Consider the following 21,756-nt stretch of genomic DNA (forward strand, 5'->3'; position numbering starts at 1 on the left):
CTTAAATCCGGCCGCTACACCAGAAACGCGGCCCGCCGCCGCAATACTCAGGCGCCCCGACCAAATCGGGGTAGCTCATCACGGCCACCGTCACCAGCAGGAGGTTCGCCGCCCCCCAGAGCAATAGCGGAATCCAGACCGGAACCCTCACGCCATCACCCTGAAACCGGGGCAAGCAACGGGCTGAACACCAGCCAAAGGTAATCGCCAGCCATAGCTGCGGATAAGGCATGACCAGCACGCCATCGACCATGCTTTGCACCATCGATGACAGCACGGCGAAGAGCAAGGCCCAGCGCAGATCAGCACCGGCCATACCATCACGGAACCTGACCTCGCCAAACACCCTAACCAGCCAGACCACCACGGCAGCCATCATCATGAAAAAGGCCGGCAAGCCCCACTCGCTGGCCAGTTGCAACAGCGCCTGATGCGGGTGGGCCGCCACCCAATTCTTCAACGAAGCAAAATGCATCGGCCCGACACCCAGCCAGGGATGCTCAACAATCGTCGCCCAGGCGTGTTTCCACAGAATTTCCCGCAGCGACAAGCCAAAAACCTGCTGGCCGGCAAAGCGATAATCGACCACCTGCCCGGTCACCCACGAAACCGTATGCAAGATTAGCCAGGCCAGCGCGAAGCCGAGCAGCATGACCACGAACATACGCTTTGCCGTCTCTCGCCCCCCGCCCTTCAAGCTCCAGAACAGAACGGCAACCGCCACCCAGGCGGCAATCGTGCCACGCGTACCGGCCACGAAGACCATCGCGGCCAGAGAGATCATCAGAAATAGATCAAAACTGCGCGGATAGCGGATATCGCTGCCACCGGGCAGGCATAGCACGGCACCGAGCAAGGGCATCGCCAGGGTCAAAAACTGCCCCTCGAAGCGCTCATTGGAAAAACCGTAGAGCAGACTGATCGGGGTGAAGAAAAGATCGGCATGCCCCAGTGCCGAGACAAATGAGACGTAAAACTGGAACACCGTGCTCGCCAGCAAGAGCCGCAACAGGCTGCCCAAAACCAGATCGGCCCGGTTGCCGAATTGGCGCATGAGAATATAAATGAAGGCACTGAGGCCGATACTCGCCACCAGCAAGGCCAACTCGGTGGCGGCCCAGAAAGGGTGTAATGCCCAAGCAGCGGACACAGCCCCCAGCACAAGGATGCCATTGGCCGACCACAACCAGATTCGATTAAAGCTAACAATGGCCGAAGAACGGAGCAGAAAAGTCCCAACCAAGGCCAACGTAAATACGGCAACCTGCCCCAGACGCTGCTGGTCGTGCCACGTCAGGTCAGGATGAGGCACAAGAATAACCAAACCGGCCAGCAAAGCTGACGAGGCCACAAGGATTGATAGGGCTTTTATCTTTAACTGTTCCGTCATTGCGGGGCATTCACGACCAAATCTGCATAAAAAAAGCCGGGGTAATTCGCCCCGGCCTTTTAAATAGGGGTCTGACCCCTATTAAGTTTCTGAAATTAGCTCACCTTGCAGGTGCCATCATCATAGTTACAAGAAATTGACTTACCCGGGGTGCCGCGGGGTGCAGTGAAAGTGTCCGTAGTTCCCTGAGCCGGCACAGCGGTCGGGCCAGCCTTGTTACATGCTGAAAAAGGAGTAGTCGACAACAAAGAAGCGTCGCTATTGGCGATTGCTGCTGCCGCACCATGCGCGATAGCAGTTGCCTCAGCCAGACAAGCAGCATCAGCAGATTTCTGGGTGTAAGTACGATACTGCGGGAGCGCCACAGCAGCCAGAATGCCGATAATAGCAACAACGATCATCAGTTCGATCAGGGTGAAACCTTTTTGCACGTTCTTCATTTGAATCTCCTTTGCATGACAAGGCGGAAAAGCCGCTGGTCTACCTATAACAGTATTCATGCCAGGTCCGTGAAATAGTTCGCACTTACCCAGAAAACCCGAAACAGCTTCTGAATCAGCACATTAAAAACACTAACCAAGCGAGAAAATGGATAGCGTTCGAAAACACCCAAAAAAATGACAATTTACGTCACCCGAGCAAGACGAAATTCGTCAGATGTCACAAGCGGAGAACCCCTTCTCAACAAACCACCCTCAACAATGAAGTATCATCTTTTCGCTGCAACGGGGCGGTGTAGGCATGGTTTCCAATCGACGATACTGTAAAAGTCATTGGCTTCCTTCGCCGCTTTCCACTGCTCGGCCAAATCCAGGATAATTCCACTGGGTGCCATTATGCATATTCTGCCCAGCCATTCTTTGGCCTCCTCTGGCCGCCCGTTCAGCGCAAGATTCTGGGCTAGCTGAAACATCAAAAATGTCTCCGGCGTTGCGCTCAGCACACCATTCATCCAGGCGTAGCTCTTTGGAGAAAGCCCTCGCCCAGGTATCGCATTGGCGAACGCCAGCCGCTCACCCCACTGGGTCAGTACCATCAAGTCAGGCTGCATGTCCGGCGGAACCGCCTTCCCTTTACGGCCAAAATAGACGTTGTAATAGGTTCGCTCAACCTCAAGGCAATCGGTGATGGTGACCCACACGCTACAGACAACCACCAGCACTACGCCCAACCCGATCCACTTTCGGCAAACAAGGTAGCCCTTCGCCTTGGCACGCAGCAGCAGAACCCCGAGCATCATGCCGCACGGCAACGAGAAGTAAGCGTAGTGGAGCGGCAATTCAAGCATGGCGTGAACGAGAACGACGCCTACCGCCAGTAGCGGCAGGATGAAGTTCCCCTGCCTCAGATTGGCCACAAAACGCCGAAACGTACCGGCCAGAACCAGCAGAATCAGCCCTCCAAGCACCAACCCGTTATACAAAAGGAGATCAAGCACAAGGTTGTGGGAATGCTTGGTCATTCCATCGGTCACTGGAAAGTCTCTGGCTGCGAAGACCGCCTCCGTAATCTGCCCCCAGCCGTAGCCAAACCAGGGTCGATCCAGAAGTACGGGAACTAGGCTCTTCCACATTGCCAGCCGGATGGGATCAGCCAGTTGGCGATGTACAGCCGCCTCGCCAAAGAGCCAGTCATTGATGGCCGGCAAGCTGAAACTCAGGGCGAAGAAATAGACACCAAAGCCGAGCAAGGCGAGGTTAAAGCGCTTTGGCCGGCTCTCGCCCCAAAAGAAGTACAAGCCGACGAGAATAACGATGACATTCAGCCAGGCCGTTCTCGACTCGGTCAGCACCACACCGAACAACAGATAGACAATTAGCGCGATAGCCAGCGCCGCCCCGAGGGTCTTGCGCACATAGCCCCAGGCCACACCGACAACGCCCATCAGCAGCAAGGTCGCCAACTGATTGGGTTGCGCCATGTTGGCATAGAAGCGACCCTTACCCGCGCCGATCACCCATTGGCCCCCAACCGACAGCTGAAACCATTGCATCAACTGCATACCGACCGACACGGCCGCACCAATAATGATCGCCAGAAACAGAAAGTCGAGACATTGCCCAGGCGTCGACTTTTCCCAATGCCACCCGGCAAAGATGGCGAGCGCGAAGCCGAGGAGGTATAGCGAGTTGATCCATGCCGTTCCGGATGAATAAATAATGCCCCCGGCAAACTGCAGCCACGGGACGGCGGCGAGCAGCATGAAAAACAAGCCAAAACCGACCAGTTCAAGCTTGCCCGGCGAGCGAACCAATACCCACATTGCCACCGCCAGCAACACAATACCGGCAATGGCATCCGAGTAAAACGCCAGCCATGGCCGGGTATGATTGGGAATCAGCCAGGCTAGGGAAAGGAAGACGGCGAGAACGGCCAGCATGACTGGCGGCATCACGACAACGGATTTGGGGGGAGGCATTTCAGTCATGAGGGAATACGCTTGGTCAGAGGTTGGCCGGACACAGTCCGAAAAAATTATGCATAACCGATGAACCGTACCACAGCGGCAGCCCTCCACCGCGCCCACTCAGCAATCAATCTGCCGCCCCTCAAGAAACCGTTCCGCATAGCGCCGGAAAACCTCGCCCTCGACAAACACCGCATGCAAATCCGGGTCGATATGCCCGTTCTGGCTAAACCGGTTGAGGATGGCCAGGGCATCGGATAGTTGCTTGCCGTCCTTGTAGGGGCGGTCCTTGGCGGTGAGGGCTTCGAAGATGTCGGCGATACCCATGATCCGGGCCTGCCAACTCATGTCTTCACGCTTGAGGCCCTTGGGGTAGCCCTTGCCATCCATGCGCTCATGGTGGCCGCCGGCGTATTCCGGCACATTTCTCAGATGCCTGGGCCAGGGGAGCTGTTCCAGCATGCGGATGGTGGCGACGATATGGTGGTTGATGATGTCGCGCTCGGCGCGGGTCAGGGTGCCGGCGCGGATGCTGAGGTTTTCGAGTTCGTCTGCTGACAGGAAGGGAACATCCGCGCCATCGGCGTTGCGCCAGCGATAGTCGGTGGCGATTCGCCGGACATGGGCGATGTCCTCATCGGACATTTTTTCGCTGCCGATATTGGCCCGCCGGAGGATATCGCGGTCAGCCAGAAGCTTTTCGCAGAAGGCGCGATAGTCGCGCTCGGCATCACCGGGCGCCATGCCACCAGCGACATTTTTCCACTGGCGCACCTCGGCATCGCGCCGGACCACCTCGAAGCGCGTGTCGATCAGGTGGATGCGATCGTAGATGGTTTGCAGCTTGGTCGCCTTGTCGACGACATGCACCGGCGTCGTGACCTTGCCGCAATCATGGAGGAGCGCGGCGATGCGCAGTTCGTAGCGATCCTTGTCGGTCAGTCTGAAGTCGGCCAGCGGACCTTCTCGGGTCGCGGCGGCTGCTTCAGCCAGCATCATGGTCAGCTCCGGGACGCGCTGGCAGTGGCCGCCGGTGTAGGGCGATTTTTCGTCGATCGCCAAGTTGATGAGCTTGATGAAGGACTCGAAGAGGGCTTCGAGTTGCTGCACCAGTTGCCGGTTGCTCAAGGCAATGGCGGCCTGCGAGGCGAGCGATTCGGCCAGACGCTGATCGGCGGGCGAAAACTCGGTCACCCCGCCAGTGGTCGGGTTGAGGGCATTGATCAGTTGCAGTACGCCAATGATCTCGCCTTCATGGTCTTTCATCGGAACGGTAAGAAAGGATTGCGAGCGATAGCCGGTGCCGGCATCAAACTGACGGGTGCCGGAGAAATCGAACCCGTCGGCCTGATAGGCGTCGGCGATGTTGACGGTATTGCCAGTGATGGCGGCATAGGCAGCCACCATGCCATTATTGGCGGTGCCATCGTCGCGATACAGGGGCAGATCGGGAAACTTGCCCGAAGTCGGCATGCCGCTCGCTCCGCCGAAGGCCAGGCACAGTGAGTTAGTCCGCACGATTTCGAAGTGCAAATGCCGGCGGTCATCGGAGAGCAGATAGAGGGTGCCACCATCGGCCCGGGTGATCTGTTTGGCGGCGATGACAATCTTTTCGAGAAGCAGGCTGATATTGCGCTCGCTCGACAGGGACGCCCCGATATCGTTGAGCTGGTCAAGACGGCGAAAGAGATCGTCCAGGGTTTCCATGGCAGGAGTCCGCTCAGAACTCGATGATCTGGCCGTTTTGCAACATGCCAGGGGAAAACTGCTGCAGGCAGCGGGTGATCTCTGCCATGGTGGCCTCGACCTGCCCGGGTTTGAGGTGCGAGATGTGGATCTGGCAGGGACGCGTCAATTTACTCAGTTCGGCAGCCAGCCTGTCCGGCCAGTAATGTCGCGAAACCTCAGCCAGGCGGGATTCACGGTTGGGGAAAGCGCACTCGATGAGTAGGTGACGCAGGTTTGGGATGGCATTGACGGCCTGCCAGAAAGCATCGCAGGGGCCGGTATCACCAGAAAAAACCAGGCTTGCTGCACCGGAGTCGAGGCGATAACCAACCGCGGGGACGGTATGGCCGGCCGGCAAGGCCGAAATAGCACGCCCAGCCAGCAAGATTGGCTCCCCGAGGCTAATACTTTGATAGCGCAGAAAGGCATTCTCGGCCGACGGAACGGCCGCAAAGTCCGGCCAGATCGCCCAGTTGAAAATGTGCTGGCGCAGGCTGTCGAGCACAGCATCTGGCGCATAGACGGTGAGCGGCCGGTCACGGCGATCAGCCACCGTATCGATCATCATTGGCAGGGCAGCGATGTGATCAAGATGGGCATGGGTCAGAAAGACATGATCGATTGACGTCAGCTCGGCAATCGACAATTCGCCGACGCCAGTACCAGCATCGATCAGGATGTCGTGATCAACCAGAAAAGAGGTGGTGCGGTGGTGTCTGCCACCAATGCCGCCACTGCAGCCGAGGACACTGAGCTTCATGCTTTTGGGGCCTGCCGTAAAGTTGGGCCGCCCGCCGGATCAGCCGACAGCGCGCCTGACCGGATTGTAACTCCCGACTCAGGAAGTCACCCAGCCTCCGGCAAAAAAGCCGCCTCAGTGACGCAGGAAAAACTCCATCTTGATGCCGGCGATCTCGATCACGTCATGGTCAGCCAACGGAACAGCCTGGGCATCAAGCGGCTTGCCATTGACGACCGGGAACTGCGCCCCTTCGACATGGGTTATGAAATAGCCGTGCGGCCGCTTGGCAATCACCGCCACCTGCAGTCCGGGCTTGCCCAGGGTCGTCAGGGTCTTGGTCAATTCAAGTTCGCGGCCGGCGTTCGGGCCGTTGAGCAACTGAATGGCGGCGGCCATCGTGGGCTGCGGCGGCTTGGGATTGGAGGCCATACCGATATTCGAACGGGTCGGCGACTCGGTGGGCGCCAGCTGAAGCTCTGAGGGCAGGCGCAAAACGCCAGAACGGATGGCCGTATTCTTCTCAAAATCGCTGGCCGCGGCACCGGTTTGCAGATCGGCCATGTACTTCAGTTTGTACTTGCCCAGTTCAATGACGTCGTTGTTGCGCAAAAAGTGTTTCTTGATCGGCTGGCCGTTCACCAGCGTACCGTTGGTGCTGTTGAGGTCTTCGAGAAACGAGTCGGCCAGAATGGTGACAACCACGGCGTGCTCGCCAGAAATCGCCAGATTGTCGATCTGGATGTCGTTCTGCGGCTTGCGCCCGATACTCAGACGCTCCTGATTGAGCTGAATCTCCTTGAGCACCAGACCATCCATCGAAAGAATCAGTTTTGCCATCTTGCCTGCCTCATATCACTGCAAATGAGCGACCAGCTGCTGCCAGCGCCCCTTGGGCGATGCAAAATCGCCCACCACCTTGACCAGTATGACCGAGATATTGTCCCGCCCGCCATAGGCATTGCTCTGATGAACCAGATGATCCGCCGCCAGTGCCAGATTACTACCGAGCGAGCGCAGTGTTATGGCAATCTCTTCGTCGTCCACCATTTCATTGAGACCATCGGAACACAGCAGCACGATGTCGCCAGCCCGCACGTCGAAATCGCTGACGTCAACCTGGACCTCAGGATCAACCCCGAGTGCCCGGGTCACCAGATTCCGGTGTTCCGAATAGCGGGCCTGGGCAGCGGTGATCGTGCCACTGTCCAGTTGCTCCTGTAACAAGGAATGATCCCGCGTCAATTGTTCGAAACATTGGCCACGCAAGCGATACAGGCGGGAATCGCCGACATGGGCGACGCTCATCCGGTTATCGTAAAACAAGGCCATGACCAGCGTCGTGCCCATCCCGGCAAAATCGGCGCAATTCTGGGCGGCATTGAAAATCGCCAGATTGGTGGCGGTGACTTCATTGACGAGGTGATTGCCGACGGTGGCCGGATCGCTCAGCCCCTGCTCCTGAACCACGGACGAATTGATGATTTTGGCCAGATCAGCGGCCAGCCGGGTGGTCGCCAGGCCGCTGGCGACCTCACCGGCGTTATAGCCACCCATGCCGTCGGCCAGTATGGCGACACCGAGACTGGCGTCGGCAAAGAGCGCGTCTTCGTTATGACCACGGACCATGCCCGGATCGGTGCGCGTCACGACTTCGAGAGCCTCACTCAACTTCATCGGTCAAGTGCTCGCGAAAAAAGAAATGCCCGGGCCGGAATGTGGACGAGGCTCATCGACGAAGCCGCATGCCCCGTATAAGCCCGACCGACATTTTCCGACAAAGCCCGAAACATTTTTCCCCTGCCGATAGCCAGACAGCACTGGCGTTGAAGACACAATAGCGTGACATTCTTACCTGTCCTTGCATTTCGGTCAAACATCATTCCTTTGACATTTTCCGACCGAGACCAGCAGCCTCCGCCGCGGCCAGCACGCGAAGTGCCACGGCAAGGTCCTGAATGGCCATTCCCTGTGATTCAAACAGGGTAATCTGCTCGGCCGATGTCCGGCCACCATGGCGTCCGACCATCACCTCACCCAGCTCAACCAACTGTCGCGCATGCAGCCGACCCTTTTCAAGTAGGGGCAGCAGATCACCGGCTTCGGCCAGGGCTGTCGGCACGGCATCGACGGTAATCAGGTCGCAACGCTTGATGGCCGCCTCCGACAACTCCTGACGAATTAGCGAGTTAGAACCTGCCGCATTGATATGGACGCCTGACTCTAGCCAGGCCGCATCGAACAGCGGCTGGGCCGCCGTCGTCACGGTGCCGATCAGATCACTGCCGCGCACAGTATCCTCAGCACTCTCGGCGGCGACCACGGCAACGCCGGTTTGCTCGCTGAGACGGCGGCAAAAATCGCGCAGCTTGTCCGCCTTGCGACTGAACACCTTGACCCGCTCCAGCGGCATCGTCGCGCAGATCGCCCGAATATGGCCTTCGGCCTGCCAGCCGGCGCCAAACACGCCAGCCACCGTCGAACCGGGACGGGCCAGCCAGCGGGCGGCGACACCGCTGGCCGCGCCAGTACGCATCATGCCCAGATAATCGGCTTCGATGACCGCCTTGAGACAGCCGCTCGCCGCGTCAAACAGATGAACCAGAAAGCGGTTCCCGCTCTTGTTGCTGGTGTAGGCCTTGTAGCCAATCACCCCCTGCGCTGGTAGCCCACCCTGGAGAATATGCAAAACCGTCTGCGGCAGACGCGTGCGGGCGCGCGGCGTATCAAGCGCCAAACCGTTAGCCAGATCGCGGTGGGCCGACTCGACCCCTTCCAGCACCATGTCGACGGTCAGCAGTTGCTTGACGTCACTTTCGGAAAGATACAAGGCCACAACTTTCTCCTAAACGATGGTGACATCCTGGCGAGCCAGAATCCGCCTCTCGAACCAGCGACCAACGGTGACCACCAGCAGGGCGCCGACCGTGCCGGCAGCCTTGGCTGCCCAACCGGGAAGTGGCGGCAGCAGGGCGAGGACCCCGACGTCACTGAGCATCATCTCGCCCGCCACAAAACCAAGCAAGGCCGCGCCAAGCAGGACGATGGAGGGAAATCGCTCCATCCAGTGGAGGATCAGTTGGCTCGACCAGACAATCAGCGGAATGCTCACGGCCAGCCCGAAGAGGAGCAGCGCCAGGCTGCCATGAGCCGCCCCGGCCACCCCGATGACGTTATCGAGGCTCATCACGAAATCAGCGACGACGATGGTTTTGACCGCCCCCCACAGATGGGCCGAGGGCTCTATATCGCAGCCATCTTCATCTTCCGGCAGCATCAATTTAATGGCAATCCAGACCAGCAGCAGGCCACCGACCAGCTTGAGCCACGGCAGGTTCATGACCAGCGCAGCGAAGACGGTGAGCACCACGCGCAGGCTAACGGCCCCGGCGACACCCCAGAAAATGCCGGTGCGCCGCTGCTCCGGCGCCAGATTTCGGCAAGCCATGGCAATGACCACGGCGTTGTCGCCGGAGAGGACGATGTCGATCAGGATGATCTGGCCGACAGCGACCCAGAAAACGGCAGAGGTGATATCTAGTTCCATAAAATCCGGGCGAAAAAAAGGCGGGCATCAAGCCCGCCTTTTCTGGTTGAGCCAGGCTCGAATTTTACAGCATGGCCTTGAGCAGCTTGGCCATTTCGGACGGGTTACGCGTCACCTTGAAGCCACACTCTTCCATGATGGCGAGCTTGGCATCAGCCGTGTCGGCACCGCCGGAAATCAAGGCACCAGCGTGACCCATGCGCTTGCCGGCCGGGGCGGTAACACCGGCGATGAAGCCAACGATCGGCTTCTTCATGTTGGCCTTGCACCACATGGCGGCTTCGGCTTCGTCAGGACCACCGATTTCGCCGATCATGATGACGGCGTCGGTATCCGGATCGTCGTTGAACGCCTTCATGACGTCGATGTGCTTCAGACCGTTGATCGGGTCACCACCGATACCGACGGCAGACGACTGGCCGAGACCGATTTCGGTCAGCTGGCCAACGGCTTCGTAGGTCAGGGTGCCGGAACGCGACACGACGCCGATGCGACCCTTGCGGTGGATGTGACCCGGCATGATGCCGATCTTCACTTCGTCCGGGGTGATCAGGCCGGGGCAGTTCGGGCCGAGGAGAAGGGTCTTCTTGCCGCCCTTGGCTTCCTTTTCCTTCATCTTGTTGCGCAGGATGAGCATGTCGCGAACAGGGATGCCTTCGGTAATACAGATGGCCAGATCGAGGTCGGCTTCAACGGCTTCCCAGATCGCAGCGGCAGCACCCGGGGGCGGCACGTAGATGACGGAAACGGTGGCACCGGTTTCGGCAGCGGCTTCCTTGACGGAGGCGTAGATAGGAATATTGAAGATGGACTCGCCGGCCTTCTTCGGGTTCACGCCAGCAACGAAACATTCCTTGCCGTTCGCGTATTCCTGGCACTTTTCCGTGTGGAACTGGCCGGTCTTGCCGGTAATGCCCTGGGTAATGATGCGGGTGTTCTTATTGATGAAAATGGACATTCAATAGCTCCTTACTTGACCGCAGCAACGATCTTGGTGGCGGCTTCGGCCATGGAATCGGCAGAGATGATCGGCAGACCGGAATCCTTGAGGATCTGCTTGCCCATATCTTCGTTGGTACCCTTCATACGCACGACGAGCGGCACGCTGAGCTTGGTTTCCTTGGCTGCGGCCACGACGCCGGCGGCGATGGTGTCGCACTTCATGATGCCGCCGAAGATGTTGACCAGGATGCCCTTGACCTTGGTGTTCTTGAGCATGATCTTGAAAGCTTCGGTGACCTTCTCGGTCGTGGCGCCACCGCCGACGTCGAGGAAGTTGGCCGGCTCGGCGCCGAACAGCTTGATGGTGTCCATGGTAGCCATGGCCAGACCGGCACCATTGACCAGGCAGCCGATGTTGCCATCGAGGGAGATGTAGGCCAGATCGAACTTGGAGGCTTCGATTTCGTCAGCATCTTCTTCGTCCAGGTCGCGCATGGCGACGATCTCTTCCTGACGGTAGAGGGCGTTGGAGTCGAAGTTGAACTTGGCGTCAATGGCCTTGACGGTGCCGTCGCCTTCATGGATCAGCGGATTGATTTCGGCCAGCGAAGCGTCCGTTTCCATGTAGCAGGTGTAAAGCTTCTTGAGCGTGTCGATACACTGCGGAATCGAGGCTTCGTTCATGCCCATGCCCTTGGAAAGGGTCATGGCCTGCTCGTCGGTCAGGCCGACCAGCGGGTTAACGAAAACCTTGACGATCTTTTCCGGGGTCTTGTGGGCGACTTCCTCGATATCCATGCCGCCTTCGTACGAGGCCATGATGGCGACGGACTGGGTAGCGCGATCGGTCAGCGCAGCAACATAGTATTCGTGCTGGATGTCGGCACCTTCTTCGATCAGCAGGTGACGAACCTTCTGGCCTTCCGGACCGGTCTGGTGCGTGATCAGCTGCATGCCGAGGATCTGGCCGGCGTATTCGCGCACTTTTTCGAGCGACGTAGCGACTTTGACGCCACCACCCTTGCCACGGCCACCAGCGTGAATCTGGGCTTTGACGACCCAGACCTTGCCGCCCAGGGTTTCGGCTGCCTTGACTGCGTCTTCGACGGTCGTGCAGTGAATCCCGCGCGGAACCGTAACGCCGAATTTCTTCAGGAGTTGTTTGCCCTGATATTCGTGAATTTTCATGCGCTTTCCTTGCGTTTAGTTGAGTTGCGAGCAATGAGCAGTGGCCGAACTTTCCCCCGACCCCGCCCGGTTATACCGGCTTGAACATAAAATGTTACCACATACCCCTAAAATCTTTGCAGCCCGAAATTCATAATTACAGCCTTGATTCGTTCGCCTTGAGCACCCTGTGCAGCAACGGCAGCAACAGCATTGCCGCAAGCAGCAGGCTTATCACGGCAGCCAGCCAGAATCCAGCGACGCCGAGCGGCGTTGTCCAGCGGTAGCAAAGCCACGAACCGCCCAGCAAACCGACGCCCCAAAAACAGAAGGTCTGCACCAGCATCGGCACGAAGGTCACCCGATAGGCCCGCAGAACATGCCCCGCAACAGTCTGCAGGGCGTCGAAGAACTGGTAGATGGCGACATAGCCAATCAGCCCCAGGGCCACCGACCGTACGGCCAGATCATCGGTATATGCGGCGACCAGCGGCTCGGCAAGTAGCCAGAGGAGTAGACCAATGGCCGACGACGAGGCCCCGGCGAGGATCAGCCCGGCCCGTATCGCCGCCCTCGCCCGCCGGCTGTCGCGGGCGCCGGCAGCCTGGCCAACGGCGGCCATGGTGGCGATACCGAGCGACAGCGGCAGCATATAGACCAGGGCCGACAGATTGGCGACGATGCGATGCCCGGCCACCACGGTCGCGCCGAGCGATGCGACGAACAGCGCAATGAGCGTGAACGAGGTAATTTCGACCAGATTGGACAGACCCATGGGCACGCCGATCCGAAGCAACTCCCGCCAGGCCGTCCAGTTCGGCAACTGCCACCCGGAAAACGGTTGATAGCGCCGGCCGAGCGGCCCGAAAGCGAGGTAGGCAGCAGCGCTGGCGCAAGCCAGCCAGCCGATCAGCACATTGGACAGGGCGCACCCGGCCACCCCGAGCGATTCGCCGAGCCAGCCCCCGAGGGCGAAGCCCCAGGCCAGGACGGCGTGCAGGCCAAGACTGATGACGCCGATGCCCATCAGCACCCGGGGCTTGCCCAGGGCATTGCAGAAGGCGTAGAAAGTCCGGTAGCACAGGGCGGCTGGCAGCCCCCAGGCGAGCAGGGCGAGGTATTGTCGAACCTTGACCTCGACCACGGCATCCATGCTCGCCAGGCCGAGCACAGCCCCCGGATGGGTCAGCAAAAGAATGCCCGGCACCGCCAGCGTCAGGGCCAGCCAGAACCCTTGCTGCAGAACACCGGCCACTTCGTCGTCGCGCCCGGCGCCGTGCAGGTGAGCGACAACTGGCGTCACCGCCTGCAATATTCCCACCAGTGCAAAGACCACCGAAACGTGAATACCCCCGCCAATGGCCACGGCGGCGAGGTCAAGCGAACTGACATGGCCCAGCACGGCGGTGTCGACCACCATCATGCCGATCGACGACAGTTGGGCGATCAGAATCGGAAGGGCATGGGCCATCAGGCCACGGGCGGCTACGCGGAACATGGGGCAGGATTGTCGCATGTCCGCCGCGCCCGATTGCCGAGATCGGGCCTGGACAAAAATCCGCCCGATTGATCTGCCTCAACCCGCCAACAACGCAGACCGATGAAAATTTATGGTTCTCGAGGGGGAAAACCATGAAACACGGCCTGCACGCCATAGAAAACGCCAGCCGCGACGAAATCGTCGCCTTGCAAACCGAGCGCCTGAAGTGGACGCTCAAGCACGTCTACGACAACGTGCCTTACTACCGGGCCAAGTTCGACGCTGCCGACGTCCATCCCGACGACCTCGAGTCGCTGGCCGATCTCAGCAAGTTTCCATTCACCACCAAGCAGGATCTGCGCGACAACTACCCCTACAACATGTTCGCCGTGCCGCGTCAGAAGGTGGCGCGCATTCATGCGTCGAGCGGCACCACCGGCAAGCCGACGGTGGTTGGCTACACGCAAAAGGACATTGACACCTGGGCCGACCTGATTGCCCGCTCGATCTACGCTTCCGGCGGCCGGCCCGGCGACATCGTCCATGTCGCCTACGGCTATGGACTGTTTACCGGCGGTCTGGGGGCCCATTACGGCGCCGAAAAACTGGGCTGCACGGTGATTCCGATGTCCGGTGGGCAAACCGAAAAGCAGGTCCAGCTAATCTGCGACTTCAAGCCCAACATCATCATGGTCACCCCCTCCTACATGCTCAACATCGCCGACGAGTTCCGCCGCCAGGGCATCGATCCACGCAGCACCGAGCTCCGCATTGGCATACACGGGGCAGAACCGTGGACCGACGCCATGCGTGGTGAAATCGAGAACGTATTCGGCATCGACGCCATCGACATCTACGGTCTGTCGGAAGTAATCGGCCCGGGCGTCGCCAACGAATGTGTCGAAAGCAAGGACGGCCCGGTCATCTGGGAAGACCATTTCTATCCCGAAATCATCGACCCGATCACCGGCGAAGTGCTGCCCGAAGGCAGTCAGGGCGAACTGGTCTTTACTTCGCTGACCAAGGAGGCGATGCCGGTCATCCGCTACCGCACCCGCGACCTGACCCGCCTGCTCGCACCAACCTCGCGCAACATGCGCCGCATCGGCAAGATCACCGGGCGCTCCGATGACATGCTGATCATTCGCGGCGTCAATGTCTTCCCATCGCAGATCGAGGAACTGATCCTCAGGCAGCCGAAGCTGTCACCGCACTACATCATCGAAGTCAGCCGCGACGGCCACCTCGACACGATGAAGGTCAATGTCGAACTGAAGCCCGAGTTCCAGTTTGCCAGCGGCCCGGAAAAGGAATTCGTGGCGCACGACCTGCAACACCATATCAAGTCCTACATCGGCATCTCGGCCAAGATCGACATCGTCGAGGAAGGCGGCGTCGAACGCTCGATCGGCAAAGCCCGGCGGATCATCGACAAGCGCCCAAAGTAAGGCATCGCGCAAGCCTAACCGTTTCGAAAAGGCATTGACCAGACAGGACCATGACCCGCGCTAGCGCGGGCGTCCACCTAAACAATCCGGGCGCGTAGCGTGCCAACGCCGTCGACGCCCCCTTCCAGCACGTCGCCTCTGAGCAGCGGCCCGACCCCGGCCGGGGTTCCGGTGTAGATCAGGTCACCCGCTTCGAGGCGGACCATCGTCGACAGGTTGGCAATAACCTCCGGCACCTTCCACATCATGGCCGACAGGTCGCCGCTCTGGCGCAGTTGGCCATTCACTGTCAGCCAGATGCGCCCGGCCACAGGATGACCGCCCGACGCCACCGGACAGATCGGCCCTAGCACCGCCGACTGGTCGAAGCCCTTGCTCATATCCCAGGGATGGCTCTTTTCCTTCGCCCGCGCCTGCATGTCCCGCCGGGTCAGATCGAGACCGACGGCATAGCCAAAAACCAGGGCATTGGCCGCCTCGACCGTCACATTCGCCCCGCCCGCCCCGAGCGCCACGACCATCTCGACCTCATGGTGCAGATTGCTGGTCAGTGGCGGGTAAGCCACGCTGTTCTCGCCCGCCCCGCCAACCACTGCATCGGCCGGCTTGGTAAAGAAAAATGGGGGCTCACGCCCTTCTGCCTGATCAATGGCCCCCATCTCGCGGGCATGGTCGGCGTAATTGCGGCCGACGCAAAAAATCCGCCGAACGGGAAAGCCCTGATTGACACCAAGTACCGGCAAGGCGGTTACAGGATAAGGAGCGAACACTGTGTTCATTGGGCAACTTTCATAAAAATCAACACGCAAAAATGTGCAATATTTCACAGACACGCCATACAAAAGTGGTAGATTCAAAAAAAACATAAAACCAAATTTGGCAGTGAAAGCATCATGACAAGCAAACTGATAGGCATTGTCGCACTGACCGCAGCCCTCGCTCCAGGAACAGGGAACGCCATTGGACTCGGGGAACTCTCGCTTCAGTCGCGAATCGGGGAATCACTTCGGGCGGAATTGCCCATTTTGGTTAAAGAAGGCGAGTCACCAGGCACCGCCTGTTTTTCCCTGGCCCCCATGCCCGGCAGCGACCTGCCGGTGATTACCGCGGCCAAGACCCGACTGATCCGGCGCGGGCAGGCTTATATCCTGCAAATCTTCGGTAGCCGACCGATCTCCGAGCCGATTTTTGCCCTTGCCGTGCAAGCCGGCTGCGGCTATGACGTCACCCGTGATTACCTCGTGATGCCGGAAGCGCCCTTCATGCTGGCCGAAGCCAGCCCGAGCGCCGACCTGCCTCCCGTAACCCCGGGCAAGCTGAACGAATGGCATGCCCGCGATGGCGACACCCTCGAGGATATTGCCGATGCTCAGGGCCCGCAAAATCTGGCCGAACGGCAGCGCCTGCTCGCCGCCCTGAAACGCGCCAATCCCGATCTGTCGCCCGAGATTCCGCTCAATGCCGGAGATGTCGTCCGCATTCCAAAACGCAACCGTAGTAGCGGGATAGCCAAGGAAGCCACCAGTCGACCGGCATCCGTATCACCCGACACGCCGCAAAAGAAGCCTTCACCACCTCGTCCCAAGACCAAGCCGATGGCCCCGGCAACGGCCCGGGGAATCGATCAGGTACGTCTGGGCGCTGCCCCGGAAGACATCGCACCAGGCCGTGGACCGGCCAGCGAGGCGGCCACGCGGAACAGCGCCGAAGAACGGATCCTTCGCCTGGAAACCACGCTGCACTTGCTGACCCAGGAAATCGAAAAGATGGACAAGGCGCTGGAACTGACCAGCCAGGCCATCGCCGCCCAGGAAAAACTGAAACTGGCCGAGACCCTGCCCCCCCCCGACAGACCGAAGGACCGACGATCAGCGCGGCACCCGTGGCAAGCCAGGCTCAACAAAAAACCAACTGGCTGGAACTTCTCCTTAGCGCCGGCCTCGGCGCCGCCATAACGATTGGCCTGGCCCAGTACTTCGGGCGACGCCAGCCGTCACCGGGGACCGACCAGATACCGCTCGCCCTGACCACCCCGCACACCATTCCAGAGCCGGTAAAGGAAAATGCCGCCGAAGCAGTCAAAACCGGCGTGGTGTTCAGTATTGTCGACACCACCACACCAACGCCAATGCCGGCCGCTACCCCCCCCATGCCAGTCCAGCCGCGCCAGGAAGAGTCGCTTGCCCCGGCCAGCGAACCGGGCATTGTGGACATCACGATCGAGGACGAATATTCGGTCATCGAACTGGCTGAAATCATGCTCGCGTTCGGTCGCGTCCGCGGCGCTGCCGACACCCTGGCCGAATACGTCGACGAAAATCTACCGAAGAGCATCCAACCCTGGAGCATGCTCCTTGATCTCTACCGGCGCGGCGGAATGCGCCAGGAGTTCGAGGCACTGGCCGAGAAAATGCACAGCCGTTTCAATGCCAGCATCCCGGTATGGAGTGATTCCAGCACACCGATTTCCGGCCTCAAAGACCTTGAGGATTACCCGCACATCGTCCAGCAGACGAGTTCTCAGTGGGGAACCCAAGCCTGCCTCGATTACCTCCTTGGCCTCATCAGCGACACCAGGGCTGGTCAGCGGAACGGCTTCCCGCTCGAAGTTGTCGAGGAAATCGTCTTGCTCATGCGGATTCTCGAACAGGGCTACGGCTGCACCCGTCCGGCCTGACCGATGCCTACACCGGGTTGGCGATATCGACGAATTCGCAGCTGATGTCGAAGCGCTGGGCCAGATGACCGGCCAGCGCCTCGACCCCGTAGCGTTCGGTGGCATGATGGCCGGCCGCGATATAAGCGACACCACTTTCTCGCGCCAGATGCACGGTCTGCTCCGATATTTCGCCGGACATGAAGGCATCGACGCCGAGGGCGATGGCCTGCTCAAAATAGCCCTGCGCCCCGCCTGAGCACCAGGCGATCCGATGGATCGGCCGGTTGCCTGCACCAATCGCCATGGGCACTCGCCCTAGCACACCAGCAACCCTGGCGACCAGCGCCGTCAGGTCACACGGCTCAGCCAAAATACCCAGCCAGGCAATATCCTGCTCGCCGAAGCGCCCCTCGGGGAGCCAGCCGAGCCGGCTTGCCAGCTGGGCATTGTTGCCCAGTTCCGGATGCGCATCGAGCGGCAAGTGATAGGCCAGCAGATTGATATCGTGGGTCAGCAGGGTGGCCAGGCGCTGGCGACGGATACCCGTAATGCGCCCATCCTCGCCCTTCCAGAAATAGCCATGGTGCACCAGAATGGCATCAGCATGACGCTCGACCGCCGCATCAAGCAGCGCCTGGCTTGCCGTCACACCCGCAACCAGGCGGGTGATCTCGGAACGACCTTCCACTTGCAGACCATTTGGGCAATAATCCCTGAACTTGCCGGGCGTCATCAGCCCATCCAGATAATTCAACAATTCTTCACGCTTCATCGAGACGATATCCATGCAGAGGTTGTGGCTGATTTTTGCACAAACAGTAACTGTTGCGCTGGCCATTCTCTTCGTCGTCTCCACGCTGAAGCCTGAATGGCTACCCCAACGGCCAGCCATCGTCACCCTGGAGGAAGCCGCCAGCGGTGACGACAAGGTCGCCCCCACCGGCTCCTATCGCGAGGCGGCCCGCGCCGCCCTGCCATCCGTTGTACACATCTACACGACGCAGGAAATCAAGCAGCAGCGCCACCCGCTGTTCGACGACCCGATTTTCCGCCATTTCTTTGGCGACCGTCCCGAAGGTCAGCCCCAGCGCAACTCCGGCCTTGGCTCGGGCGTCATCGTCAGCCCCAACGGTTACATCCTGACCAACTATCACGTCATTGATGGCGCCGATGACATCCAGGTCTCGCTCAATGACGCCAAGACCTACAAGGCGAGGATCGTCGGCAGCGACCCGGAATCGGACCTCGCCATCCTGCAGATCAAGGCCGACAAGCTACCGGCCATCACTTTCGGCCACATGGACAACCTGCGCGTCGGCGACGTCGTACTGGCTATCGGCAATCCCTTCGGAGTCGGCCAGACGGTGACCATGGGCATCGTTTCGGCGCTGGGTCGCTCGCACCTCGGCATCAATACCTTTGAAAACTTCATCCAGACCGATGCCGCCATCAATCCCGGCAACTCTGGCGGCGCGCTGGTCGACGCCAACGGCCATCTGGTCGGCATCAATGCGGCCATCTACTCGCGCTCCGGCGGTTCCCTCGGCATCGGCTTCGCCATCCCCGTCTCGACAGCGCGCAGCATCATGGAGCAGATCATCCGCACCGGCACCGTGACGCGAGGCTGGATCGGCGTCGAAGCTCAGGAAATCACCGCCGAACTGGCTGAATCCTTCGGCCTGCCCGACAACGAGGGCGCCCTGATCGCTGGTGTCGTGCGCGGCAGCCCGGCCGATACCGCTGGCGTCCGCCCTGGCGATGTACTGCTCTCGGTCGGCGGCAAGGCCGTCAAAGACCCTCAAGTGATGCTCGACCTGATTGCCGCCCTCAAACCCGACGAACGCTCCAGCTTCCGCCTGCGCCGCGACAAATCCATCGTCGAGGTGCAAGTCAGAATTGGCAAACGTCCGGCCATGCGGACCGAAAAAGAGTAAGCCATGTGTCAGCTATTGGGCATGAACTGCAACGTGCCGACCGACATCTGCTTTTCCTTCAGCGGCTTTCAGGCCCGAGGCGGGGCGACGGATGTGCACTCGGATGGCTGGGGCATCGCTTTTTTCGAGGGCAAGGGCACCCGCCTTTTTCTCGATCCGCAGCCTTCGAGCATTTCGCCGGTGGCGCAATTGGTCGGTCAGTACCCGATCCATTCGAAGAACGTTATCGCCCATATCCGCAAGGCGACGCAGGGTGCAGTCGGCCTCGAGAATACGCACCCCTTCATGCGCGAGCTATGGGGCCGCTACTGGATATTCGCCCATAACGGCAACCTCATCGATTTCATGCCGCAACTCGATGGCAGCTTCGTTCCCGTTGGACTGACCGACAGCGAGCGGGCCTTCTGCTGGCTGTTACAGGAACTGCGCCGCCGTTTCGGGACCCACGTGCCTGAACGTAGCGCCCTGTTCGACGCAATTCATGCGCTGACACTGGAAATTTCGCAGCATGGCGAGTTCAATTTCCTGCTTTCGAATGGCGACTGCCTGTTTGCCCACGCCTCGACCAAGCTCAGCCATATCGTGCGCCAGGCCCCGTTCGCCCATGCCCACCTGAAGGATCAGGATATCACCGTCGATTTTAGCGATGTCACCTCGCCGAATGACCGCGTGGCGGTCATTGCCACCCTGCCGCTGACCGATAACGAGGCATGGACCGACATGCCGCCGGGAACGTTGTGGTGGTTCGAGGAAGGATTGCCGGTCAAGACCTTGCCGACCCGGCCGGGGCCGGTGAAAAAACCAGCCGGATCAGTGGTCTGACAGCTTGCGGAAGTCTTCTTCTGCCTTGTCCATGTCGGCATCCATGGCGGCCGACGAATAGCCAGCCCCGGCCGTGGCTTCGGTAGCAGCCGTAGCGGTTTCTTCCGGGGCCCGCGTCGAGACCAGGCGCGAGGCGAGAATACCCAGCTCGTACAGCAGGCACATCGGGATGGCCAGCGCCAGTTGGGAGACGACATCCGGGGGCGTCACCACGGCGGCCACCACGAAGGCACCGACGATAAAGTAGGAACGCCATTCCTTGAGCTTTTCCACGGTCACGATATTGAGCTTGACCAGAACGACCAGAGCGACCGGCACCTCAAAGGCAATGCCAAAAGCCAGGAACATGGTCATCACGAAGGACAGGTAGGCTTCGATATCCGGCGCCGGTGTGATGCTCTTGGGCGCAAAGCTGTTAATGAAACTGAACACCTGCCCGAAGACGAAGAAGTAGCAGAAAGCCATGCCGGAGATGAACAGGACCGTACTGGAAATGATCAGCGGTATGCCGAGGCGCTTCTCATGGGCATACAGGCCGGGCGCGATGAAGGCCCAGGCCTGATAGAGGATGTAGGGCAAGGCCAGCACGAAGGCGACCATGGCGGTCACTTTGAGCGGCACCATGAACGGGGTGATGACCCCGATGGCGACCATCTTGGTACCTTCCGGCAAGGCACGGGTGAGCGGTGCCGCCAGAATGTCGTAGATCTCGCCCGGTCCCGGATAGATGCACAGAACGCCGAGCACGACGGCAATGGCGATGAGGCTGCGCAACAAGCGGTCGCGCAACTCGATCAGATGGGAAATAAAGGAGTCTTCTGGGGCTTCGCTCATGCCGCTGGCTTGCTCGTGGTTTCAGCGACAGGCAGGGTTTCGGTCAGCGAAGCTGCGGTCGACTGCAATTCAGCCACCGCTTCCTGAGCCGGTGCCTCGATGGCACTGCGCGCCGTTTCATATTCCTGGCGCACCGACGTCTCCAGCTCACGGGCCGACTCGGTGACCTGGGACTGGAGTTTCCTCAGTTCGTCGAGTTGCACTTCGCGGCTGATATCCGACTTAACGTCATTGACGTAACGCTGTGCCCGGCCGAGCAGGTGGCCGAGTGTACGCGCCACCTTGGGCAGGCGCTCGGGGCCGATGACGATCAGCGCCACAAAGCCGATAACGATCAATTCGGAAAAGCTGATATCGAACATAGTTAGTCGCTAGCTGCCAGTCATTGGTCTTTAGCTACAAGCTAACGGCCAAGGTCCCGCCACTAGCCTTTCGTCTTTTCCTTGACTTCGACGTCGATGGTCTGACCACCGACCTGCTGGGTCGGTTGGGCTGCATCGGCTGGCTTGTCGCCTGCCGTGGCATCCTTCATGCCGTCCTTGAAACCCTTGACGGCACCACCGAGGTCCTGCCCGACATTGCGCAGCTTCTTGGTGCCGAAAATAAGCATGACGATGACGAGAACGATCAGCCAGTGCCAAATGGAAAAACTGCCCATG

22 protein-coding genes are annotated in these 21,756 nt (G+C 59.8%); 5 read left to right on the forward strand and 17 right to left on the reverse strand.

The window, feature by feature from the left end; all coding sequences use genetic code 11:
* Position 1 precedes the first annotated feature (1 nt).
* The 12 genes from HYN24_RS12200 to HYN24_RS12255 form a co-directional block, all read right to left on the reverse strand.
* Positions 2–1,312 carry an O-antigen ligase gene (locus HYN24_RS12200; protein WP_162888727.1) on the reverse strand — a complete coding sequence of 437 codons (1,311 nt, stop codon included), beginning with the start codon at positions 1,310–1,312 and terminating at the stop codon, positions 2–4.
* A gap of 173 nt (positions 1,313–1,485) precedes the next feature.
* Positions 1,486–1,830, reverse strand: coding sequence for a prepilin-type N-terminal cleavage/methylation domain-containing protein (locus tag HYN24_RS16310; protein ID WP_117609503.1), 345 nt, complete (start codon positions 1,828–1,830; stop codon positions 1,486–1,488).
* Positions 1,831–2,099: 269 nt separating this feature from the next.
* Positions 2,100–3,818 (reverse strand): PglL family O-oligosaccharyltransferase, encoded by a 1,719-nt coding sequence (locus HYN24_RS12210; protein ID WP_117609504.1) that lies wholly within the window; start codon positions 3,816–3,818, stop codon positions 2,100–2,102.
* A gap of 99 nt (positions 3,819–3,917) precedes the next feature.
* Entirely contained in the window at positions 3,918–5,504 is a 1,587-nt protein-coding gene (locus HYN24_RS12215; RefSeq protein WP_117609505.1) for an HD family phosphohydrolase, read from the reverse strand.
* Positions 5,505–5,517: 13 nt separating this feature from the next.
* Positions 5,518–6,285: a 3',5'-cyclic-nucleotide phosphodiesterase gene (locus tag HYN24_RS12220; protein WP_117609506.1), complete on the reverse strand. Its 768-nt coding sequence runs from the start codon at positions 6,283–6,285 to the stop codon at positions 5,518–5,520.
* Between the two features lie 114 nt (positions 6,286–6,399).
* Positions 6,400–7,104, reverse strand: a complete 705-nt coding sequence (locus tag HYN24_RS12225; protein WP_117609507.1) for an FHA domain-containing protein — start codon at positions 7,102–7,104, stop codon at positions 6,400–6,402.
* A gap of 15 nt (positions 7,105–7,119) precedes the next feature.
* Positions 7,120–7,941 (reverse strand): Stp1/IreP family PP2C-type Ser/Thr phosphatase, encoded by an 822-nt coding sequence (locus HYN24_RS12230; RefSeq protein ID WP_117609508.1) that lies wholly within the window; start codon positions 7,939–7,941, stop codon positions 7,120–7,122.
* Positions 7,942–8,143: 202 nt separating this feature from the next.
* Entirely contained in the window at positions 8,144–9,100 is a 957-nt protein-coding gene (locus tag HYN24_RS12235; RefSeq protein WP_117609509.1) for an ornithine cyclodeaminase family protein, read from the reverse strand.
* A 9-nt stretch (positions 9,101–9,109) separates the two neighbouring features.
* Positions 9,110–9,811: a TerC family protein gene (locus tag HYN24_RS12240; protein ID WP_117609510.1), complete on the reverse strand. Its 702-nt coding sequence runs from the start codon at positions 9,809–9,811 to the stop codon at positions 9,110–9,112.
* Positions 9,812–9,875: 64 nt separating this feature from the next.
* Positions 9,876–10,769 (reverse strand): succinate--CoA ligase subunit alpha, encoded by an 894-nt coding sequence (gene sucD, locus HYN24_RS12245; RefSeq protein ID WP_117609511.1) that lies wholly within the window; start codon positions 10,767–10,769, stop codon positions 9,876–9,878.
* 11 nt (positions 10,770–10,780) lie between these two features.
* The gene (sucC, locus tag HYN24_RS12250) at positions 10,781–11,941 is read right to left on the reverse strand and encodes an ADP-forming succinate--CoA ligase subunit beta (RefSeq protein ID WP_117609512.1); all 1,161 of its coding nucleotides are present in this window, start codon (positions 11,939–11,941) and stop codon (positions 10,781–10,783) included.
* 136 nt (positions 11,942–12,077) lie between these two features.
* Positions 12,078–13,436, reverse strand: coding sequence for an MATE family efflux transporter (locus HYN24_RS12255; protein WP_117609513.1), 1,359 nt, complete (start codon positions 13,434–13,436; stop codon positions 12,078–12,080).
* Between the two features lie 116 nt (positions 13,437–13,552).
* On the opposite strand from HYN24_RS12255, the gene paaK reads away from it, so the two are divergent.
* Positions 13,553–14,848, forward strand: a complete 1,296-nt coding sequence (gene paaK, locus HYN24_RS12260) for a phenylacetate--CoA ligase PaaK (RefSeq protein WP_117609514.1) — start codon at positions 13,553–13,555, stop codon at positions 14,846–14,848.
* Positions 14,849–14,925: 77 nt separating this feature from the next.
* Here the strand turns inward: paaK and HYN24_RS12265 are convergent, their stop codons facing one another.
* On the reverse strand, positions 14,926–15,627 hold the full coding sequence (locus HYN24_RS12265; RefSeq protein WP_117609515.1) for a fumarylacetoacetate hydrolase family protein: 702 nt from the start codon (positions 15,625–15,627) through the stop codon (positions 14,926–14,928).
* 246 nt (positions 15,628–15,873) lie between these two features.
* Here HYN24_RS12265 and HYN24_RS12270 point away from each other — a divergent pair, with 246 nt between their 5' ends.
* A complete protein-coding gene (locus HYN24_RS12270; RefSeq protein ID WP_162888728.1) occupies positions 15,874–16,803 on the forward strand; it encodes a FimV family protein in 930 nt (309 codons plus the stop codon).
* A complete protein-coding gene (locus HYN24_RS12275; protein WP_117609517.1) occupies positions 16,731–17,525 on the forward strand; it encodes a FimV family protein in 795 nt (264 codons plus the stop codon). The genes HYN24_RS12270 and HYN24_RS12275 overlap by 73 nt, the downstream gene beginning before the upstream one ends.
* A gap of 7 nt (positions 17,526–17,532) precedes the next feature.
* On the opposite strand, the gene HYN24_RS12280 is transcribed toward HYN24_RS12275, so the two are convergent.
* On the reverse strand, positions 17,533–18,279 hold the full coding sequence (locus HYN24_RS12280) for a Nif3-like dinuclear metal center hexameric protein (RefSeq protein WP_117610371.1): 747 nt from the start codon (positions 18,277–18,279) through the stop codon (positions 17,533–17,535).
* A gap of 13 nt (positions 18,280–18,292) precedes the next feature.
* On the opposite strand from HYN24_RS12280, the gene HYN24_RS12285 reads away from it, so the two are divergent.
* A complete protein-coding gene (locus tag HYN24_RS12285; RefSeq protein ID WP_117609518.1) occupies positions 18,293–19,441 on the forward strand; it encodes a Do family serine endopeptidase in 1,149 nt (382 codons plus the stop codon).
* A 3-nt stretch (positions 19,442–19,444) separates the two neighbouring features.
* Positions 19,445–20,263 (forward strand): class II glutamine amidotransferase, encoded by an 819-nt coding sequence (locus HYN24_RS12290; protein WP_117609519.1) that lies wholly within the window; start codon positions 19,445–19,447, stop codon positions 20,261–20,263.
* Here HYN24_RS12290 and tatC read toward each other — a convergent pair.
* The 3 genes from tatC to tatA all read right to left on the reverse strand — a co-directional run bounded on the left by tatC (position 20,252) and on the right by tatA (position 21,755).
* Positions 20,252–21,097 carry a twin-arginine translocase subunit TatC gene (gene tatC, locus HYN24_RS12295; protein WP_117609520.1) on the reverse strand — a complete coding sequence of 282 codons (846 nt, stop codon included), beginning with the start codon at positions 21,095–21,097 and terminating at the stop codon, positions 20,252–20,254. The two genes, HYN24_RS12290 and tatC, sit on opposite strands and share 12 nt — an antisense overlap.
* A complete protein-coding gene (gene tatB, locus HYN24_RS12300; RefSeq protein ID WP_117609521.1) occupies positions 21,094–21,459 on the reverse strand; it encodes a Sec-independent protein translocase protein TatB in 366 nt (121 codons plus the stop codon). The genes tatC and tatB overlap by 4 nt, the downstream gene beginning before the upstream one ends.
* Positions 21,460–21,521: 62 nt before the next feature.
* Entirely contained in the window at positions 21,522–21,755 is a 234-nt protein-coding gene (gene tatA, locus HYN24_RS12305) for a Sec-independent protein translocase subunit TatA (RefSeq protein WP_117609522.1), read from the reverse strand.
* Between the last annotated feature and the right edge of the window lies 1 nt (position 21,756).

The sequence above is a fragment of the Dechloromonas sp. HYN0024 genome (assembly GCF_003441615.1).
Taxonomy (GTDB): Bacteria; Pseudomonadota; Gammaproteobacteria; order Burkholderiales; family Rhodocyclaceae; genus Azonexus.

Bases quoted from the DNA above. Each gene is read 5' to 3' on its own strand.
- HYN24_RS16310 (WP_117609503.1), bottom strand. From the start codon at position 1,830: ATGAAGAACGTGCAAAAAGGTTTCACCCTGATCGAACTGATGATCGTT.
- HYN24_RS12210 (WP_117609504.1), bottom strand. From the start codon at position 3,818: ATGACTGAAATGCCTCCCCCCAAATCCGTTGTCGTGATGCCGCCAGTC.
- HYN24_RS12215 (WP_117609505.1), bottom strand. From the start codon at position 5,504: ATGGAAACCCTGGACGATCTCTTTCGCCGTCTTGACCAGCTCAACGAT.
- HYN24_RS12220 (WP_117609506.1), bottom strand. From the start codon at position 6,285: ATGAAGCTCAGTGTCCTCGGCTGCAGTGGCGGCATTGGTGGCAGACAC.
- HYN24_RS12225 (WP_117609507.1), bottom strand. From the start codon at position 7,104: ATGGCAAAACTGATTCTTTCGATGGATGGTCTGGTGCTCAAGGAGATT.
- HYN24_RS12230 (WP_117609508.1), bottom strand. From the start codon at position 7,941: ATGAAGTTGAGTGAGGCTCTCGAAGTCGTGACGCGCACCGATCCGGGC.
- HYN24_RS12240 (WP_117609510.1), bottom strand. From the start codon at position 9,811: ATGGAACTAGATATCACCTCTGCCGTTTTCTGGGTCGCTGTCGGCCAG.
- sucD (WP_117609511.1), bottom strand. From the start codon at position 10,769: ATGTCCATTTTCATCAATAAGAACACCCGCATCATTACCCAGGGCATT.
- sucC (WP_117609512.1), bottom strand. From the start codon at position 11,941: ATGAAAATTCACGAATATCAGGGCAAACAACTCCTGAAGAAATTCGGC.
- HYN24_RS12255 (WP_117609513.1), bottom strand. From the start codon at position 13,436: ATGCGACAATCCTGCCCCATGTTCCGCGTAGCCGCCCGTGGCCTGATG.
- paaK (WP_117609514.1), top strand. From the start codon at position 13,553: ATGAAACACGGCCTGCACGCCATAGAAAACGCCAGCCGCGACGAAATC.
- HYN24_RS12265 (WP_117609515.1), bottom strand. From the start codon at position 15,627: ATGAACACAGTGTTCGCTCCTTATCCTGTAACCGCCTTGCCGGTACTT.
- HYN24_RS12280 (WP_117610371.1), bottom strand. From the start codon at position 18,279: ATGAAGCGTGAAGAATTGTTGAATTATCTGGATGGGCTGATGACGCCC.
- HYN24_RS12285 (WP_117609518.1), top strand. From the start codon at position 18,293: ATGCAGAGGTTGTGGCTGATTTTTGCACAAACAGTAACTGTTGCGCTG.
- HYN24_RS12290 (WP_117609519.1), top strand. From the start codon at position 19,445: ATGTGTCAGCTATTGGGCATGAACTGCAACGTGCCGACCGACATCTGC.
- tatC (WP_117609520.1), bottom strand. From the start codon at position 21,097: ATGAGCGAAGCCCCAGAAGACTCCTTTATTTCCCATCTGATCGAGTTG.
- tatB (WP_117609521.1), bottom strand. From the start codon at position 21,459: ATGTTCGATATCAGCTTTTCCGAATTGATCGTTATCGGCTTTGTGGCG.
- tatA (WP_117609522.1), bottom strand. From the start codon at position 21,755: ATGGGCAGTTTTTCCATTTGGCACTGGCTGATCGTTCTCGTCATCGTC.